18 protein-coding genes are annotated in these 16,371 nt (G+C 37.8%); 4 read left to right on the top strand and 14 right to left on the bottom strand.

The genetic code is table 11. The annotated features are described in order from the left end of the window. Positions 1 to 285: 285 nt before the first annotated feature. Positions 286 to 2,082 (bottom strand): cation:proton antiporter, encoded by a 1,797-nt coding sequence (locus tag BMY57_RS05915; protein WP_091773108.1) that lies wholly within the window; start codon positions 2,080 to 2,082, stop codon positions 286 to 288. Positions 2,083 to 2,215: 133 nt separating this feature from the next. Here BMY57_RS05915 and BMY57_RS05910 point away from each other — a divergent pair, with 133 nt between their 5' ends. The 3 genes from BMY57_RS05910 to BMY57_RS05900 all read left to right on the top strand — a co-directional run bounded on the left by BMY57_RS05910 (position 2,216) and on the right by BMY57_RS05900 (position 5,698). Further along, on the top strand, positions 2,216 to 3,787 hold the full coding sequence (locus BMY57_RS05910) for an FMN-binding glutamate synthase family protein (RefSeq protein WP_091773107.1): 1,572 nt from the start codon (positions 2,216 to 2,218) through the stop codon (positions 3,785 to 3,787). A 168-nt stretch (positions 3,788 to 3,955) separates the two neighbouring features. Further along, positions 3,956 to 4,297, top strand: a complete 342-nt coding sequence (locus BMY57_RS05905; protein WP_091773106.1) for a P-II family nitrogen regulator — start codon at positions 3,956 to 3,958, stop codon at positions 4,295 to 4,297. 12 nt (positions 4,298 to 4,309) lie between these two features. Continuing rightward, the gene (locus tag BMY57_RS05900) at positions 4,310 to 5,698 is read left to right on the top strand and encodes an ammonium transporter (protein WP_091773105.1); all 1,389 of its coding nucleotides are present in this window, start codon (positions 4,310 to 4,312) and stop codon (positions 5,696 to 5,698) included. Between the two features lie 237 nt (positions 5,699 to 5,935). Here BMY57_RS05900 and BMY57_RS05895 read toward each other — a convergent pair whose 3' ends face one another. The 3 genes from BMY57_RS05895 to lipM form a co-directional block, all read right to left on the bottom strand. After that, complete coding sequence (locus BMY57_RS05895) at positions 5,936 to 6,118, bottom strand: hypothetical protein (protein WP_091773104.1); 183 nt, start codon at positions 6,116 to 6,118, stop codon at positions 5,936 to 5,938. A gap of 61 nt (positions 6,119 to 6,179) precedes the next feature. Next, positions 6,180 to 7,103, bottom strand: a complete 924-nt coding sequence (gene lipA, locus BMY57_RS05890) for a lipoyl synthase (RefSeq protein ID WP_091773103.1) — start codon at positions 7,101 to 7,103, stop codon at positions 6,180 to 6,182. A 24-nt stretch (positions 7,104 to 7,127) separates the two neighbouring features. Continuing rightward, positions 7,128 to 7,967, bottom strand: coding sequence for a lipoate--protein ligase family protein (gene lipM, locus BMY57_RS05885; protein WP_091773143.1), 840 nt, complete (start codon positions 7,965 to 7,967; stop codon positions 7,128 to 7,130). Between the two features lie 180 nt (positions 7,968 to 8,147). Here lipM and BMY57_RS05880 point away from each other — a divergent pair, with 180 nt between their 5' ends. Beyond that, on the top strand, positions 8,148 to 8,480 hold the full coding sequence (locus BMY57_RS05880) for a helix-turn-helix domain-containing protein (RefSeq protein ID WP_091773102.1): 333 nt from the start codon (positions 8,148 to 8,150) through the stop codon (positions 8,478 to 8,480). 45 nt (positions 8,481 to 8,525) lie between these two features. On the opposite strand, the gene BMY57_RS05875 is transcribed toward BMY57_RS05880, so the two are convergent. From BMY57_RS05875 to hutI, 10 genes are all read right to left on the bottom strand, one after another. Continuing rightward, the gene (locus BMY57_RS05875; protein WP_091773101.1) at positions 8,526 to 9,149 is read right to left on the bottom strand and encodes a class D sortase; all 624 of its coding nucleotides are present in this window, start codon (positions 9,147 to 9,149) and stop codon (positions 8,526 to 8,528) included. Continuing rightward, positions 9,146 to 9,874 (bottom strand): TasA family protein, encoded by a 729-nt coding sequence (locus BMY57_RS05870; protein ID WP_177176338.1) that lies wholly within the window; start codon positions 9,872 to 9,874, stop codon positions 9,146 to 9,148. Before BMY57_RS05870 ends, BMY57_RS05875 begins: the two co-directional genes overlap by 4 nt. A 45-nt stretch (positions 9,875 to 9,919) precedes the next feature. Beyond that, the gene (gene sipW, locus BMY57_RS05865; protein WP_091773099.1) at positions 9,920 to 10,528 is read right to left on the bottom strand and encodes a signal peptidase I SipW; all 609 of its coding nucleotides are present in this window, start codon (positions 10,526 to 10,528) and stop codon (positions 9,920 to 9,922) included. Between the two features lie 13 nt (positions 10,529 to 10,541). Further along, positions 10,542 to 11,423, bottom strand: a complete 882-nt coding sequence (gene tapA, locus BMY57_RS05860) for an amyloid fiber anchoring/assembly protein TapA (protein ID WP_091773098.1) — start codon at positions 11,421 to 11,423, stop codon at positions 10,542 to 10,544. Between the two features lie 125 nt (positions 11,424 to 11,548). Then, complete coding sequence (locus tag BMY57_RS05855) at positions 11,549 to 12,112, bottom strand: TasA family protein (RefSeq protein ID WP_091773097.1); 564 nt, start codon at positions 12,110 to 12,112, stop codon at positions 11,549 to 11,551. Positions 12,113 to 12,211: 99 nt separating this feature from the next. Continuing rightward, positions 12,212 to 12,844, bottom strand: a complete 633-nt coding sequence (locus BMY57_RS05850) for a CalY family protein (protein ID WP_091773096.1) — start codon at positions 12,842 to 12,844, stop codon at positions 12,212 to 12,214. Positions 12,845 to 13,228: 384 nt separating this feature from the next. Continuing rightward, positions 13,229 to 13,411 carry an SE1832 family protein gene (locus tag BMY57_RS05845; protein ID WP_091773095.1) on the bottom strand — a complete coding sequence of 61 codons (183 nt, stop codon included), beginning with the start codon at positions 13,409 to 13,411 and terminating at the stop codon, positions 13,229 to 13,231. A gap of 79 nt (positions 13,412 to 13,490) precedes the next feature. Continuing rightward, the gene (locus tag BMY57_RS05840) at positions 13,491 to 14,015 is read right to left on the bottom strand and encodes a hypothetical protein (RefSeq protein WP_143063789.1); all 525 of its coding nucleotides are present in this window, start codon (positions 14,013 to 14,015) and stop codon (positions 13,491 to 13,493) included. 69 nt (positions 14,016 to 14,084) lie between these two features. After that, complete coding sequence (gene hutG, locus BMY57_RS05835; RefSeq protein WP_143063790.1) at positions 14,085 to 15,044, bottom strand: formimidoylglutamase; 960 nt, start codon at positions 15,042 to 15,044, stop codon at positions 14,085 to 14,087. Then, positions 15,031 to 16,290 carry an imidazolonepropionase gene (gene hutI / locus BMY57_RS05830; protein WP_091773092.1) on the bottom strand — a complete coding sequence of 420 codons (1,260 nt, stop codon included), beginning with the start codon at positions 16,288 to 16,290 and terminating at the stop codon, positions 15,031 to 15,033. The genes hutG and hutI overlap by 14 nt, the downstream gene beginning before the upstream one ends. Between the last annotated feature and the right edge of the window lie 81 nt (positions 16,291 to 16,371).

Below are 16,371 nucleotides of genomic sequence, written 5' to 3'. Positions count from 1 at the left end.
TAAAATTATTATCCTCTATTTACTTCTTATATCCTTCGTAATAGTTACAAATCCTCACAATATGTCGGAAAAGTTCATAAAACCCCCAAAATATAACATCAATTATTATATTATGAAAATTTCTTCGCATAACCTCTACTTCTATATACCCTTTACCAAATCCTGCAAAACATATTTTCGTAATAATGAGAATTTAGTCTTCATGAAAAAAGCCTCATAAATCATTAATCCATTTCGTCCAGAATACCAAAAAAACCTAGCCGTTAATAAACGGCTAGGTCATTATTAATTTTGGACAGGTTTTTGCAAAGATACAACAGTGTCGCCTGCTTCAGGACGAATTTCGCTTTTCGGAGTAAAGAAGTCAATATTACCTGACTTCCTTAGAATAAAGAGCAATACGCTTTCTGAATCAAGATCTTTCAAGAATTGATTGTACGTATATTTCTGTGTAATCGTCGTTTTCTTGAACAAGAATCCTTTATTGATTTTTTCATTTAAGGCACTCCAGTTAGCTCCTTCTTCAAATAATAAGCGTCCACTGATGTGCTTGCTAACGTCTTCCAAATGATCCCCTTGATTCACTTGTAAAGGCAACTGGAATAAATGTTCGCGGCCAAATGCCGGCATAAAAGTTGAGCTCACAAGTGTGTTGTATGAATCATACTCCGTCAGACCAATCATATATTCATAAGGAGTTAGATCGATCTGATAGTCTGTCTGCTCAGATAGGATTTCACCATGTTCATAAGGAACACCTAGTCTTCTCGCGTGAGAGAGACGGCTCCAAGAGGAATCACTAATTAACACTGGAATATTTAAATCTTCTAATACTTTCGCTAAGTTAACAGAGAATTTACTCGAGCCCACAATGAGTACTCCTGGCTTACTTTCTGTTGATAAGCCCAATCGACGGGCCACCCAACCTAATGAGAATCCGTGAGCAACAACCGTCGCAAACACTAGGCCAAATGTTAAGGATGTTAAGATCTCTGCATCATCAAATCCAGCTTCAAGTAATACTCCCGCAAAATAACCTGAAACGGTTAATGCCACAATTCCGCGAGGTGCAATCCAACCAACAAGTAATTTTTCTTTAAATTGTAAATCAGTATTAATCGTTGATAAGAATATACTTAATGGACGAGTCACAAATAGCATAATTAAAATGAATAAAATAATATGCCAGTCAAAAATCGACAATAACGTTTCTCGATTTAACGATGCAGTTAACATAATAAAGATAACCGATATAAGTAATATGGATATGTTTTCCTTAAAGTGACGCATATCCCCAATAGACGAAATATGCATATTGGCGATTGTCATCCCCATGACTGTCACAGCCAATAATCCTGTCTCATGCATAACGGTGTCACTTAACGCAAACGCCATGACAACGCTGGCAAGAACAACTGGTGACTTTAGAAATTCAGGTACATAACCGTTTTCGAACATCCAACCGATTCCATAACCAAAGAACGCACCAATTGCAGCCCCGAGTAATGAACCGGCCAAGAAGGCTAGAATCGTAGCAAATGTTACAGTATCCATCGTGACAAACTTTACAAACTCAAAAGCGAAAACAGCGACTAAAGCACCAAATGGGTCGACAATAATCCCTTCCCATTTTAAGATCGCAGCTGGCCTGGGCTTTAGTTTTGCTTGTCGTAATAATGGTAAAATAACAGTTGGTCCCGTAACGATGAAAATACCACCGATAACAAAAGCGACCGCCCAGGATAAATCAGCAATATAGTGTGCAGCTAATGAACCTATAATCCACGCTAGGAAAGCCCCTAGCGTTGTAATACGAAATATTGGTTTTCCGAGTCCTTTAATTTCACGGAAATCTAAATTTAGACTTCCTTCGAATAATATAATCCCTACCGCAATTGAAATTAGAGGGCTGTACATACTACCTAAATCTTCTTGCGGGCTTATAATACCTAGGATTGGACCTGCTAACAAACCCATCACTGACATCACAACGATAGCCGGCATACGAAAACGCCACGCAATCCATTGAGAGGAAACTCCGAGAGCACCAATTAACATTAATATAAATAATAAACTATCCATTGCTATACCTCTCTCACTCTATATTCATGTATGATTCATGTATTCTATTGTGATATATTGGTACCTAAAGACTATAGAGTCATTCTATTTTATTTTCACGCTTGAATTATATATATATTTAGGGGGCGAGTCAATGATAGAAATCGCATCATTAATTTTATTAATTATTATTCTTTCTTTTTTATTGGTTCCTAGCGTTTTCATGATTTACAGTTATTTTGTAGACCGCAATCAAAAACGCCATTCTGTATTAAAAAACTATCCATTAATAGGTAGGGTGCGCTACTTTTTCGAAAGTATTGGACCTGAATTACGACAGTACCTTTTTACTGGGGATAATGACGGGAAACCTTTTTCTAGAAAAGATTATCAAAATATTGTCTTACCGGCAAAATACAAAAAACGCATGGTCGGATTTGGATCGCAGCGAGATTTTGATCAACCAGGTTATTACATAAAAAATACGATGTTTCCCAAGTTAACAGAAGAATTAGCGATTGATCAAAAAGAAAAAATTCAAACTTACGCTTACTATATTGAAAAAGAACATCTTTTCTCGCGCAGAGAATATCGTATTCAAAAAGAAAGCGGACCTTACTTTTTAGATGACCAATACGCCGTTACCATAGGCGAGCAATGTACACATCCCTTCGTCGCAAAAGGACTGATCGGAATGTCCGGGATGAGCTATGGGGCTTTGGGAGACAGAGCCATTACAGCTTTATCCCTTGGACTCGGTCGAGCAGGCGGCACATGGATGAATACAGGCGAAGGAGGAGTATCCGAATATCATTTAAAAGGAAACGTCGACTTAATCATGCAAATCGGACCAGGTCTATTCGGAGTTCGAACTCAAGAGGGAGAAATGTCCTGGGAAGAACTAAAGAAGAAGTCAGAGATCAAACAAATTAAAGCCTTCGAATTAAAGCTTGCACAAGGAGCCAAAACTCGTGGAGGACATGTTGAAGCCGAGAAAGTAACTGAAGAAATCGCTGAGATTCGAAACATTAAACCTTATCAAACAGTCGACAGTCCTAATCGATTCAAAGAGTTTAATAACGTTTATGAAATGTTGGATTTTATAGATCGAATACGAGACGTCACAGGAAAACCAGTAGGAATTAAAATAGTCGTTGGACAACAAAGCGACATTGACAATTTAGCTAAAATAATGAAGGAAACTGGCCAATCTCCAGACTTCATTTCGGTTGATGGTAGTGAAGGCGGCACTGGAGCAACTTACCAAGAGCTTGCCGATAGTGTCGGTCTACCTATCAAGTCAGCTATCCCAATTTTACACCAAGCGCTAGTAGATCAAGATGTACGGGACCGTGTTAAAATCATTGCCTCAGGTAAATTGTTTACACCTGATCGGATCGCTATTGCCTTAGCTCTAGGTGCAGACTTAGTACAAGTGGCTAGAGCCTTCATGGTGACAGTTGGTTGTATTATGGCACAAGTTTGTCACACTAACCACTGCCCAGTTGGTGTTGCAACCACAGATAAAAAATTACAGCAAGCTCTAGATATCGAAGAGAAGTCATATCGTGTGACCAATTATGTCATTTCGATTCGAGAAGGATTATTTAATATTGCTGCCGCTGCTGGCCTCGAATCACCTACCGAATTAAAAGATGAACATGTTTCTTATAAAGATCTTTATGATGTCATTTATGAAAATCACTTAATGACTAATAAACAATAAAATGATTCCAGTTTAAGGCGCCCAATTTTCGGGCGTTTTTTTATTTATGTTAACTTTCCTTACATAAATTAAAAATAACGGTTGATTTTTCTGAATAATATGCGTATTATAAATATTAATAACATAAGATGTTAAGAAAGTTAACAAAATATATAGGGGTGATTATTTATGAAAAAGATTGAAGCGATTATTCGCCCAGAGATGTTTCAAGAACTTAGGGAAACACTTGATCAAAAAGGTGTGAAAGGAATGACGATTTCTGAAGTTGCTGGATGTGGCCAACAAAAAGGTCAAGAAGGCATGTTTAGAGGTACAAAATATGAAGTAAAGCTTTATCCAAAAGTTAAAGTAGAGCTAGTCGTAGATGACCATGAAGTCAATGGGCTGGTTAATACCATTTTAGACACTTGCTCAACAGGTCAGGTCGGTGATGGGAAAATTTTTGTCTCTCCAGTCGAGAATGTATATCGAATTCGAACTGGTGAACTTGGAAAAGAAGCATTAATTTAGGGGGAGTAAATAATGATTAAAAGAGTATTAACGATCATGATTGGATTATTCTTTATTCCAACCGTATCGTTTGCCGCAACGTCACAAGAAGTGGCACCACTAATTGATTCGATTGATATGGTTTGGATGATGCTAGGGGCTTTCCTCGTGTTCTTCATGCACGCAGGTTTCGCCATGGTCGAAACAGGTTTTACACGTTCTAAAAACGCATTAAACATTTTGATGAAAAACATGATGACAATTGCAATCGCATCAGTTCTTTACTTTTTAATTGGGTTTGGCCTTATGTTCGGTAACACTTTAGGGGGATTCGTTGGAACATCAGGTTTCTTTTTACAAGGTCAAGTCGACCAAATCGGATTTTTTGTATTCCAGGCCATGTTCGCCGCTACATGTGCCACCATTATTTCAGGGGCTGTCGCTGAACGAATCAAACTAAGCTCATACTTGTTACTAACGATATTTATGACAGGACTTATTTATCCAATTGTTGGTCACTGGATCTGGGGGGACGGTTGGCTGGCAAGTTTAGGATTTGTTGATTTTGCCGGGTCATCAGTCGTTCACTTGACTGGAGCTGTTGGGGGATTAATAACGGTATTAGTATTAGGACCACGGATTGGTAAATACGGCAAAAACAATAAAGTGAATGTCATTCCAGGACACAACATACCAATTGGCGCATTAGGTGTCTTCATATTATGGTTTGGATGGTTTGGGTTTAACGGGGGGAGCACGCTAGCAGCAGACCCGACATTAATTCCATCCGTAATCGCGACCACTTTATTGGCTGCTTCAGCTGGAATCGTGGCATCAGGCCTTTATTCTTATGTTAAGTTTAAACGTATTGATGCTACGTTAACATTAAACGGTGCTTTAGCCGGCCTGGTTGGTATCACAGCCGGTACAGCTGATGTCACACCATTTGGCGCCATCATCATCGGTTTAATTGCAGGAGTTATCTTAGTCGAAGCCGTTCAGTTGTTAGATCGCGTGCTAAAAATTGATGACCCTGTTGGCGCGATTACAGTTCACGGTATTTGTGGTATTTGGGGGACCATCGCCGTTGGATTATTCGCTGTTGAAGGCGGGCTTTTCTATACAGGAAGTGTTGAGCTTTTAGGTATTCAAGCTTTGGGTGTCTTAAGCGTCGTTCTCTGGACATCTTTAGCAACAGGCCTTGCGTTATTCATTGTCACTCGTGCAGGTTCAATCAGAGTATCTCGCGAAGACGAAATTGCTGGACTCGACTTTTCAGAGCACGGATCATCTGCATATGAATCAACTAACAGTATCTATAATGAAAACTTAGACATACGAGGTGAATTCGGAGTCGGCTTACTTAAACGTCTAGATAGTTTAGATCAAAAAGCACCCGATTCCAGGGAACAGCCGCTGTAATTAAGATTAGTAACACAGACTTTTGTGGTCTGTGTTACTTTTTTTATAAATGTATTTATTATTTCTATGGGTGCTTATTTGAATTCTATAAGAGTATTTCTAGAATCTATAGGTGGGTTTTTAAAATCTATAAGCGCATTTCTTAAATCTATAGGGGCTTTTCTAAATTCTATGGGTGTATTTTTCAATCATATAAGTATTCAAAGTCATGTTTTAGGAATCTATGGACATGTTTTTCTATTTTATCGGCATGTTTTCGAATTCTATCGACACGTTTGCAAATTCTATCGGCATGTTTTCCGACTCTATAGGCACGTTTTCAATTTCTATGGTCATGTTTTCCGATTCTATCGACACGTTTTCAATTTCTATGGTCATGTTTTCCGATTCTATCGACACGTTTTCAATTTCTATAGACACGTTTTACTTAATCACACAAAATCCTCTTAGCCATATCCAAGGCTAAGGGGATTTTTCTTCATTACGATGGGTTTTTCATGTAATGTTCTTCATATTGTTCGCGTCGACGTTTTGCTGCTTCACTTACCTGCTCATCCGCGTGGTAAGATGAACGAACTAATGGGCCAGCTTGACAATGTTTAAAGCCTTTTTGGAAGGCGATTTTACGTAATTCTGCAAATTCTTGTGGCTCATAATAACGAACGACATTTAAGTGATTACGAGTTGGTTGTAAATATTGACCAATCGTAAGAATATCAACGTCATGTGCTAATAAGTCATCCATTGCTTCGATGATTTCTTCTTTTGTTTCACCTAAACCTACCATGATACTTGATTTTGTCGGTACGTCAGGAGCTACTTCTTTAACACGTTTTAATAACGTTAATGAACGATCGTACGTTGCCTTAGAACGAACAGTCGGTGTTAATCGACGAACCGTTTCAATATTGTGATTGAAAATATCTGGCTTCGCGTCCATTAATGTGCGTAAGCTATCATAGTCACCTTTCATATCAGAAGGTAGAACTTCAACCGTCGTACCGGGATTACGTTCGCGGACAGCTTTTACAGTCTCTGCGAAAACACCCGCACCGCCATCTTTTAAGTCATCACGTGCAACAGCTGTGATGACTGCATGGCGAAGCCCCATAATTTCAACTGACTCCGCTACACGCTCCGGCTCTTGCCAATCAATTTCAGTTGGAAGACCTGTTTGAACCGCACAGAAACGGCAACCACGCGTACATACTTTACCTAAAATCATAAATGTAGCCGTTTTACGAACTGCCCAACACTCGTGAATATTCGGGCAACGCGCTTCCTCACATACAGTATGTAAGTTTTTCTCACGCATCATTTTCTTTAGACCAGTGTAGTTCTTGTTCGTGTTTAACTTAATTTTTAACCATTCTGGCTTTCTAACGTATTCATTCTTGTTCGTCATCCATGCCACCCCTTCGAATTTTATTTACTTGACTCCCTTTTTACTAAGTGAAAAATTCCACTCATCTGACTCGTATTTCTCTTTTGCTAACATCTTAACTTCCTGCTTTTGCTCATCTGTTAACTCAAAAGGGACTAACTCTATATCTAAACCTTTTTCAAAACCTTGATAAAAGGCGTCCTCAACTTCTTCTAGCGACAACTCACGACCTAAATATTCTTCCATCGAGGTTGCTTTTTCCTTAAACTTTTCCTTTGAACGATCTCTAACCTTCTCATTAGGAAATGCAAACAAGTCAAACAACACATCATCATCCATACTAATTGGCACAGACCCGTGCTGTAAGATGACACCTTGCTTACGAGTTTGAGCACTACCTGCCGCTTTCTTTCCGCCAATCACTAGTTCATACCACGAAGGTTCATCAAAACAAACTGCTGAACCTGTTTGTTGCAGTTTCCCTTCAGGCACCGCCATATCGGCATCAATGCCTAAATTACGATAACCTTCTAACAGCCCTTTCGTAATAACACGATAAGCTTCCGTGACTGTTTTCGGCATTTCTGGATGATCTTCAGAAACGACAACACTATATGTTAATTCGTGATCATGTAGTACTGCACGACCACCAGTTAGGCGTCGAACGAAATCAAACCCGTGATGTTTAATATTCTCCGTATGTATCTTTCCTTCAACCTTCTGAAAATATCCAACCGACATCGCTGCTGGCGTCCAAGTATAAAAACGCAGCACAGGTGGAATTTTCCCTTCGCTATGCCACCTTAATAAACACTCATCAAACGCCATATTATAAGCGGCATCATTCGTTCCTGTATTAATAAAATACCACTGCTCTTTTGTCATGTTGTAACACTCACTTTGGACAGAAAATTTTTCTAACACTAACATCTTAACAAGTCTACTCAAAAAAATAAAACGAATTAGACCGAATTTCAAGAATTGACCTAACTTTTTTCTGTGAAATTGTGCTATATTATTGATAAGATTATAATTAATACTGTAAACGTTAAGGAGTTTTCATAAATGATCGGTGAGCGCGTCAAAAAATATAGGCAGGAAAAAGGTATGTCATTAACAGAGTTAGCTGAACGAGCAGGAGTTGCTAAATCGTATTTAAGCGCCCTTGAACGAAATATACAACAAAACCCATCCGTCCAATTTTTAGAAAAAGTTGCCAATGAATTAAATATTACGATTGACCACTTAATCAAAGATACTGTTGAAGAAGGAGAATCTGGACTTGATTCAGAGTGGGAGAATTTAGTCAAAGAAGCGATGAGTTCAGGCATATCAAAAGAAGAATTCAAAAACTTCCTTGAATTTAATAAATGGAAAATGAAAAAAGAAGATGATTAAAATCGCCTAATTTGGCGATTTTTTTATGTACAAAAAGATGCCCCGTTATGAGGCATCATCATCAATTTTTTTTGCGTGAACAATGATGCGGTGGGTAGGATCATACATTGGTTCACACGTTATTAAAGTTATAATAGATTCTTCAGCCATTGGCTCTAACACAGAAACATCATCAGGGGTGACAATTTTAGTATCAAAGACTTCATACAGCCACTCACCGTCTAATGTTTCAATGATGATCTCATCGCCTTTAGATATTTCATCTAAACGATTAAACAAGCGTCCTTCTGTATAACTTCTGTGGCCTGCAATACCTGTATTTCCAACATTGCCTAGAGGATCGGTTCCATCCATGATCCCCACACCTATGTCCAAGTTTTCCTCCGAAGCCCCTTGTAACATCGGAACAGTTAGATCAATTTTTTCAATATGCAATAAACCAATTACACGAGAATCTAGAGAGCTATTTTGAGTCTCACTTACATCATGGTCATCGTCCTCCAATTCGATTTCTGAGCGTTCTTGGTTTTGATTAAAAACCTGATTTAAGTTTTGAAACTCTCGAACTAGCTCATCTTCTTTTGATGCATAGAGTTGATTTTGAACATGTGGAAATGCGATTATTCCTATACCCATTATAATGAAAAGAACCGCAACCAGTTTTTTCACTTATGATCACGTGCCAACCTACGAGTAATTAGATATAGAGTCACTCCACTTAATAAGAAGATTCCCCCAATAATATAAAATAAGTAGGGTATTTGTTCACCGGTTTGAGGAAGGGCGCTGTTTCCTTTCACTTGTTCACCGTCAGTTGAATCTTTGTCTCCTCCTGAATCTCCCACTCCACTAGCAAGATCATCTTGTTCACGGTCTTGTTCATCTGGTTTTTCAATGTCTTCAGGTACATCTATTGGTTCTTCACGTGCATTCACCCTAATAACAAAATTTGTCTTTAAACCTTGATATTCATTCCCAGACTCTGGAGGAAATTCGGCAATTAACATCAACTCATCTTTTTCACCTATTGCTAATTCGCGGTACTCCAAACCCTTATAATCTCCTAATTTTCCATTATATAAAACGTCACCACTTGAATCTTTAATAGTCAGATTCATATGATTATATAACTTTTCAGACCCATTAATCATCCGACTATCAATATAATAAACTATGTCTAAATCTCCATCGTTTTCAACTGTAAATTCTCTTTCAAACCAATCTCCTGGCTTGATATTGTTAACGTCGAATATAACTTGATCAGGAGTAGTTGAAATTGATAAATTATCACTATCTGCAAAAACTTTATCATGATATTGAATACTAGAAATCATCATAACCATGATTACCAAAGCTTTTGAGATTAAAAAGATATGTCTCAAGTGCTTTTTCATCATTTCACCTTCTTTTCACACCCCTACTGGGAGCTTTTAAAATATTTATACTGGGTCTTCTTTTACCTTCTCAGTTTTGTTACTTTTTTCTTTACGATTTTCTAATTGACTCAAACCTTGCCATATGGAATAACCTGCATAACCCAATAAAAGTAACCCAGGTAAGATTAACAACAGCGCCCCACCCTCTTTAGATTGAGCAAAACTCGCTATATATCCTACATATGGAATCGTAAAACCTTTATATTCAGCTACCACATTATCTGATAAAACTAAGTTACGATCAGGGGCATCGTTGTTGTCCCCTTTAGTTCTATACATTACGTTCTCACCACTATGAACAACTTCAATAACACGGTGAGTAATTAACCTATCCTCTTCCATGAACGTAATGACATCACCATCCTTAAAGCGAGTCATATCCCCTCCAGGTTTTACAGCAATAATCGATCCCGTTTTAAATTCTGGTTCCATTGATCCAGATAAAACTGTCTTTATTTGATATCCAAACACTTCAGGTTCCCCACCTGAGGCTTTAACTGTAATTACCGTAAATAACATGATGATTAAAGTTATGGCGAGGATTACACTAACTACTCCACTGAATACTTTTTTTGCTGTTTTTAGGTTTAAATATTTATTAAGTCTTTTCATCGTTACTCCACCTTTATTCCTCTGAATCAGCTGTTTCATCATTCTCTTCTTTAGAGGAATCTTTTTCTGAACCTTTAAGGTCACCTTTAGAATCTTTATTTTCTAAACCTTTTTCACTATCGGCGTTTGAGTTTTCTTTCTCTACGTTATCTTCACTCTGGTCTTGCTCTTCATTTACAGATTGAACCTCATCTTCTTTACCTGTCTCTTCCTCTTGTTGCTTTTCTTCCTGCTTTGAACCTTCCTCGTCTTGTTCTTTCTCTTGATGATCTTCTACTGATTTATTAACTTCTTCTTTACTATCTTCGTTCACTGGTGCACTTTCTACTTCATTCTGCTCTTTCTCATCACCTTTATCTTTTTCCTCATTTGCTGCATTGCAGTTCACATGTACTTTTTCGCTCCAAATTTCTACATTTTCACCTTCATAGTCTTTATGCTGATAAGCTTTAAATTCATAGAAGCCATTCTCTTCGGCTAAATAGACTATATCCTTAACCTCATCTTTATTTAAAGGTTCTATAACTCCTTCTCCAACCTTTTCTCCATGAGGATTTTGTGGTTTACCTGTTGTTGTGAAATACACTTCAAAAGTTGCAGAATCATACATGTCTTTTCCAATATTCTTAATTTCAACACTTATTTCTTCTGGTGCACAAGCTTTTACATTTTGAGTATTTTTACCAGTAAAAATCAGTTCGCTTCCGTCCCACCACGAATCAGCAGCATTAATTGATACACTAGAATGTGGTTGGCTGTTAAAGTAAGCTTGGGTACCAGAGGTTAACATAGAAACAAAAAACACACTAAAATACCAAATTGCAATTATTTTAATCAGTAATATCAGCTTCTGATGTTTCTTACGATACTTTACGACCCTCGTATATCTTCGCATTATTTTCCCCCTATCTAAGGAATCAGTATTACGCTTATTCCTTATCGTAAATCTATTAATAAATAATAGACTTATGATAAAAAACAAACACTGGAAAGGTGAGATTTCTCACCTTTCCTAATTAATTATCTAAGACTGCCATCTTCTTGGCTTGCTTCAAATGTTAAGTTAAGATCAATTGCGTCACCCTGGAATTTGTTTTGATCCTCGCCATTATCGATAAATTTGAAGTCAAATCTAAGAATTTGTCTGGCACCAGCCTCTAAATTTTCTGTTAAAACAGTATCATCAATTTCACTTAAAGGAGTCCAACTTACAATATTTGTATTTGTAGCTGTATCCAAAATGTTGACATGGAGATGATCTGCAAAGTCTTCTCCATCGTTATCACCTTTATCATCTGTTACTTCATATGAAGATGACATCACCACATCCTTGAAGTTTAAAGATCCATCATTGTATAAACGAATTTGATGAACTTTCCAATCGCCTGGTTTCATATTGTCAATATTTACGTTCACTTCTTCACTATCATCAGTAGATTTTAAATTTAGATCTAAAGTACCTGCTGCAAATGTGTTATTTGTTTCTTCTGTGTCACTAAAGTAAGCAAATGTTCCTCCGCCAATTAATGAAATACCTAGTGTCGCTGATAACACACCCATTCCCAGCTTCTTTTTAATAGACATAATCATACCTCCATAGCTATAAATAATGTTGTAAATATAGTCGTATTAGTTATTTACTATATGTATAAGGAAGGAGTTGACCCCCCTCCCTTATAAAAGTTATCTAAGTTCACCTTCAGTTTGGTGGGCTTCAAAAGTCCAAGTAAGTTCTAAAGCGTCACCTTGGAATTCGTTTTGATCTTCACCGTTGTCAACAAATTCGAATCCAACATACATTTGATCTGATGTACCGGCTTCTAAACCATCACCTTCACCATTTAAACCTAGAAGATGAGTAAAGAAACCTTGTACGTTTTCCACTGCGTCCGGAGTTTGGTTTTGTAAATCATATAAGGTAGTTTCAGCAATTACATCATTATAGTCACCAATTATCCAGCCATCACCGGTTTTATCTGCGTTTTCAAGGAATAATACTTTAATATGTTTACCAAAATCATCCGTGTTGTTACCTTCAGCATCAATCACTTCGTAAGCAGTTGATAAATCAATTGAAGAAATATCTAATGTACCACCATTAATTAATTCAAATTCTCTTACCATTACGTCACCTGGTTTGATATTGTCAACATCAATTACAGTTGTTGGATCAACGCTTAGATCTAAAGTACCTGCTGCAAAAGTGTTGTTTGTTTCTTCTGTGTCACTAAAATACGCAAACGTTCCTCCACCAATTAGTGAAATGCCAAGTGCTGCTGATAATACGCCCATTCCTAATTTCTTTTTAATACTCAAAATAATTCCTCCTCTTTTTTCCCCAACATGAGGTTTAAACATTTTTTATTTCAACACGATTGATCTTTCATCAATCCTGCTAAAATCAAATAAGTATTTCATGATAGCTGAATTCGTTAATGAGAACTTACCGGCAAATAAAATAACTTATATGTTCTTAATTAAGAACAATTTAAATTATAGAGGCTTATTTCCTATTTGCAAAACCCGAAATAGGTTCAAATATTCTAAATAATGAACGTATTATGTTCTTTTTAAAGAACTAAACACTTTTTCCTTAAAATTACTAACTTTTTCTTCAATTTACTCTGTTCTTTATAAAGAACAACAAAGCAAAATAAAAACCCTGCCTCAATTTATGAGACAAGGCCTAGTTATTCATACCTATTCACTAGCTTTATCAAGTTGTTTTCTTAAATCGTTCAATTCATCTTCCATTCTTGAAAGAGTTTTTTCTAACATCGTGACGTTACCACCAGTTGATTCTAATTTATCGAGATCGCCTTGAATGCGAATATAATCCATTTTTAGTTCATCGATTCGTGCTTGAATATCTGCTTTTTTCATTCTTCATCACCTCATTCCTTATTGTAAGAAAAATATGAAGTTTTTCCAAATAAAAAGGTTAGGCATGGATGACCTAACCTTAAAGGAATATAAAGTTTTTAAGTGGTAGTTGTTGCGTACGTGTCTTTCCGTCAATTGTGTACTCAATGTTCAACGAGTCTAGATGATACTGATATTGTGGATTTTTCAGTTTCACTTGCATGACCATTGTCATTTGAGGTTCTGTCATTTGATAATCTTGTAGTTTTTCATAATTAGCAACGATTTCTGTCTGTTCGTCACTTAATTCTCCATACAAGATTTGAGTTTGTTGAGACTCATCTACTAGCAGCTCAATTTGAATATGATCATTTTGAGAATCGAGTTCTTCACCTTCTTTAGTCAAAATACTTACATTATGAATAACAGGTAAATCTTCTCCTGGCCACTTTAAATTTTTTCCGATGTAGACATATTCATTCTCAACCAACAAACTGTGCTGAACGCCAGCGTGACTGACACTCGTGAACTCAACATCCTCGCTTGCCGCTTCTACTACAAAGTACCCGACTAACCCGATCACGGCTACAATCAAACCTAGACACCATCTTTTTATCTTTTTCACGTCGGTTCACTCCAATAGTTTTATATACGGTTTTCATTATTCTATTCGACGCAGTAAGTAATTAATCCTCTATCTTTTTAGGTCTTTTGACTTAATATAGGAAAAAAGAACGTAACTAGCTACCCGACTTGTCATGTTACGAATATCAAGGGTTGGATCAATTTCAACAATATCCATTCCCTTTACCATTGGATGATCTGCTGCTTTTTCAACGGCCGTAAGCAAGGTTTGACTATCCATGCCACCTGGTCCAATAGCCGGACATCCTGGGGCAAAAGCCTGATCCAAAACATCCATATCAACTGATAAATAGATCAAGTCTACTTTTTCACTTAAATAATCCAGCGATTCTTGAATAATTGATTGAATATCTCTTTGCTGAACATCTTGCATCGCATAAACTTGAACACCTTGTTCTTCGGCATAGTCTGCATAAGCTTTTGCATTCGTAAAATCACGAATTCCAATTTGAACAATATGTTCTCCTTTTAAGACGTTATTTTCTATTGACCTGCGAAAAGGTGTTCCATTTGTTGGCCCACCATCCTCTAAGTTACGTAGATCATGATGGGCGTCAAATTGAATGACACCGACAGTACCTTTTTGTTCATTTAAGGCTTTTATAGAAGGAAAACTAACCGAGTGGTCACCGCCAAATAATATAAAGTTTTCAATATCATGTTGGCCTAACACGGCTTTAACAGACTGATAGATTCGATCTTGAGACTCGAGAATGCCGGTCGGGTGCATAAGTACATCACCGAAATCGACTATGGAGATGTCGCGAAAATCTTGGTCGCTGTGATTCGCATATGTTGAGTAACTTGCCATCGCTTCTCGAATGGCACTTGGAGCCATCGATGCTCCCGAATGACTGATCGATGGCTTGGATAATGGTGCCCCAATCAGTCCGTACTTAACTGGACCCTCGTGTTTGTCAGGACTAACGAGTAACTCATTCATTTTTATCGTAAACCGATCGACAAACTTTGCTTTTCCTGCAGGTTTTAAAAAATTAGACAAGGAGATCACCTCGTTGATAAAGCTTTTGTCCAGCTTTAAAAACTGTGTTGACGTGGTTCACGCCATAGTGATACGGGATGTACAGGTAGTTCGGTGCATCCCAAATGACGACATCAGCTTTTCGTCCGACTTTAATTTGTCCTGCTTGATCACCACGGTTAATCGCGTGTGCGGCGTTTATGGTAACTGCATGCCAGATCTCTTCTGGTGTCATTTTCATTTTTAGGGCAGCTAACGACATGATCAGTTGAATATTTTCCGTGACACTGCTTCCAGGGTTAAAGTCTGTTGAAATCGCAATCGCAGCGCCCGCTTCAATCATATCCCTCGCACGTGCGAATTCGCCTTTTCCTAAATAAAATATCGTTCCAGGCAGCAACACACCAATTGTATCTGATTTGGCTAACTGTTCGATCCCTTCGTCGGTTGCCACTGCTAGGTGATCACCAGTTGTTGCACCGAGTTCAACCGCAAGTTGTGTACCTCCAAGTGGGTCAATTTCATCAGCATGGATTTTGACATCAAACCCGTGGTCCTTCGCCTTTTGCAGGTAGCGTCTAGATTGTTCAATAGTAAATACACCTGTTTCAGTAAAAATATCGACAAACTCAGCTAAGTTTTCTTCTTTAATTTGATCAAAAAGGGATGCCATTTCATCAAGAAGCGCATCTGGTTTGTCCTTGTATTCTTCCGTAATTGCATGTGCTCCAAGGAACGTAGATACTAGGTCCAGTGGGTGGTTTTCCCCTGCTTTTTTCGCTACGCGTAATTGTTTAAGCTCGGTTTCACGATCCATGCCATATCCGCTTTTAGCTTCAACAGTCGTAATTCCATAAGACGCCATCCGGTTAAGGTGGAACATTGCTTTTTCATATAGCTCTTCTTCAGTCGCTTTTCGAGTCGCTCGCACGGTCGACAGAATGCCCCCACCTTGTTTTAATATTTCTAGGTACGGAACTCCTTGTTGTTTTAATGCCATTTCATGCTCGCGCGAACCTCCGAAAACGAGGTGCGTATGAGGTTCAACTAGCCCCGGTGTAACGAGTTTTCCTTCACAGTCTATTTTTTCATCTACTTCGATATCTTGTAATTGATCCGTCGGGGCCACCGCTTCAATTTTTCCATCTTTTATTAAGACTGCATAGTCTTCTTTCACATCCAAAGAGCCCATTGACTCACCACGAACAAGGCCTTCGTGCTGATCCATCGTCAGTAATTGTCCGATATTATAAAGTAGAGTCGTTTGTGCCATATGAATCCTCCTAATTTTTGAGCGATATTTTTATTAATTGAGCGAAAAAATTTATATTTGAGCGATATTTTATTTTTTTGA

The sequence above is a fragment of the Piscibacillus halophilus genome (assembly GCF_900110685.1).
Classification (GTDB): domain Bacteria; phylum Bacillota; class Bacilli; order Bacillales; family Alkalibacillaceae; genus Piscibacillus; species Piscibacillus halophilus.
The sequence above is the reverse complement of the archived record's forward strand: the minus strand, read 5'-3'. Positions and strand labels throughout refer to the sequence as shown.

Excerpts from the sequence above, each read along its gene's own strand:
- BMY57_RS05915 (WP_091773108.1), bottom strand. The coding sequence starts at position 2,082 with ATGGATAGTTTATTATTTATATTAATGTTAATTGGTGCTCTCGGAGTT.
- BMY57_RS05910 (WP_091773107.1), top strand. The coding sequence starts at position 2,216 with ATGATAGAAATCGCATCATTAATTTTATTAATTATTATTCTTTCTTTT.
- BMY57_RS05905 (WP_091773106.1), top strand. The coding sequence starts at position 3,956 with ATGAAAAAGATTGAAGCGATTATTCGCCCAGAGATGTTTCAAGAACTT.
- BMY57_RS05900 (WP_091773105.1), top strand. The coding sequence starts at position 4,310 with ATGATTAAAAGAGTATTAACGATCATGATTGGATTATTCTTTATTCCA.
- lipA (WP_091773103.1), bottom strand. The coding sequence starts at position 7,103 with ATGACGAACAAGAATGAATACGTTAGAAAGCCAGAATGGTTAAAAATT.
- lipM (WP_091773143.1), bottom strand. The coding sequence starts at position 7,967 with ATGACAAAAGAGCAGTGGTATTTTATTAATACAGGAACGAATGATGCC.
- BMY57_RS05880 (WP_091773102.1), top strand. The coding sequence starts at position 8,148 with ATGATCGGTGAGCGCGTCAAAAAATATAGGCAGGAAAAAGGTATGTCA.
- BMY57_RS05870 (WP_177176338.1), bottom strand. The coding sequence starts at position 9,874 with ATGAAAAAGCACTTGAGACATATCTTTTTAATCTCAAAAGCTTTGGTA.
- sipW (WP_091773099.1), bottom strand. The coding sequence starts at position 10,528 with ATGAAAAGACTTAATAAATATTTAAACCTAAAAACAGCAAAAAAAGTA.
- tapA (WP_091773098.1), bottom strand. The coding sequence starts at position 11,423 with ATGCGAAGATATACGAGGGTCGTAAAGTATCGTAAGAAACATCAGAAG.
- BMY57_RS05855 (WP_091773097.1), bottom strand. The coding sequence starts at position 12,112 with ATGTCTATTAAAAAGAAGCTGGGAATGGGTGTGTTATCAGCGACACTA.
- BMY57_RS05845 (WP_091773095.1), bottom strand. The coding sequence starts at position 13,411 with ATGAAAAAAGCAGATATTCAAGCACGAATCGATGAACTAAAAATGGAT.
- hutI (WP_091773092.1), bottom strand. The coding sequence starts at position 16,290 with ATGGCACAAACGACTCTACTTTATAATATCGGACAATTACTGACGATG.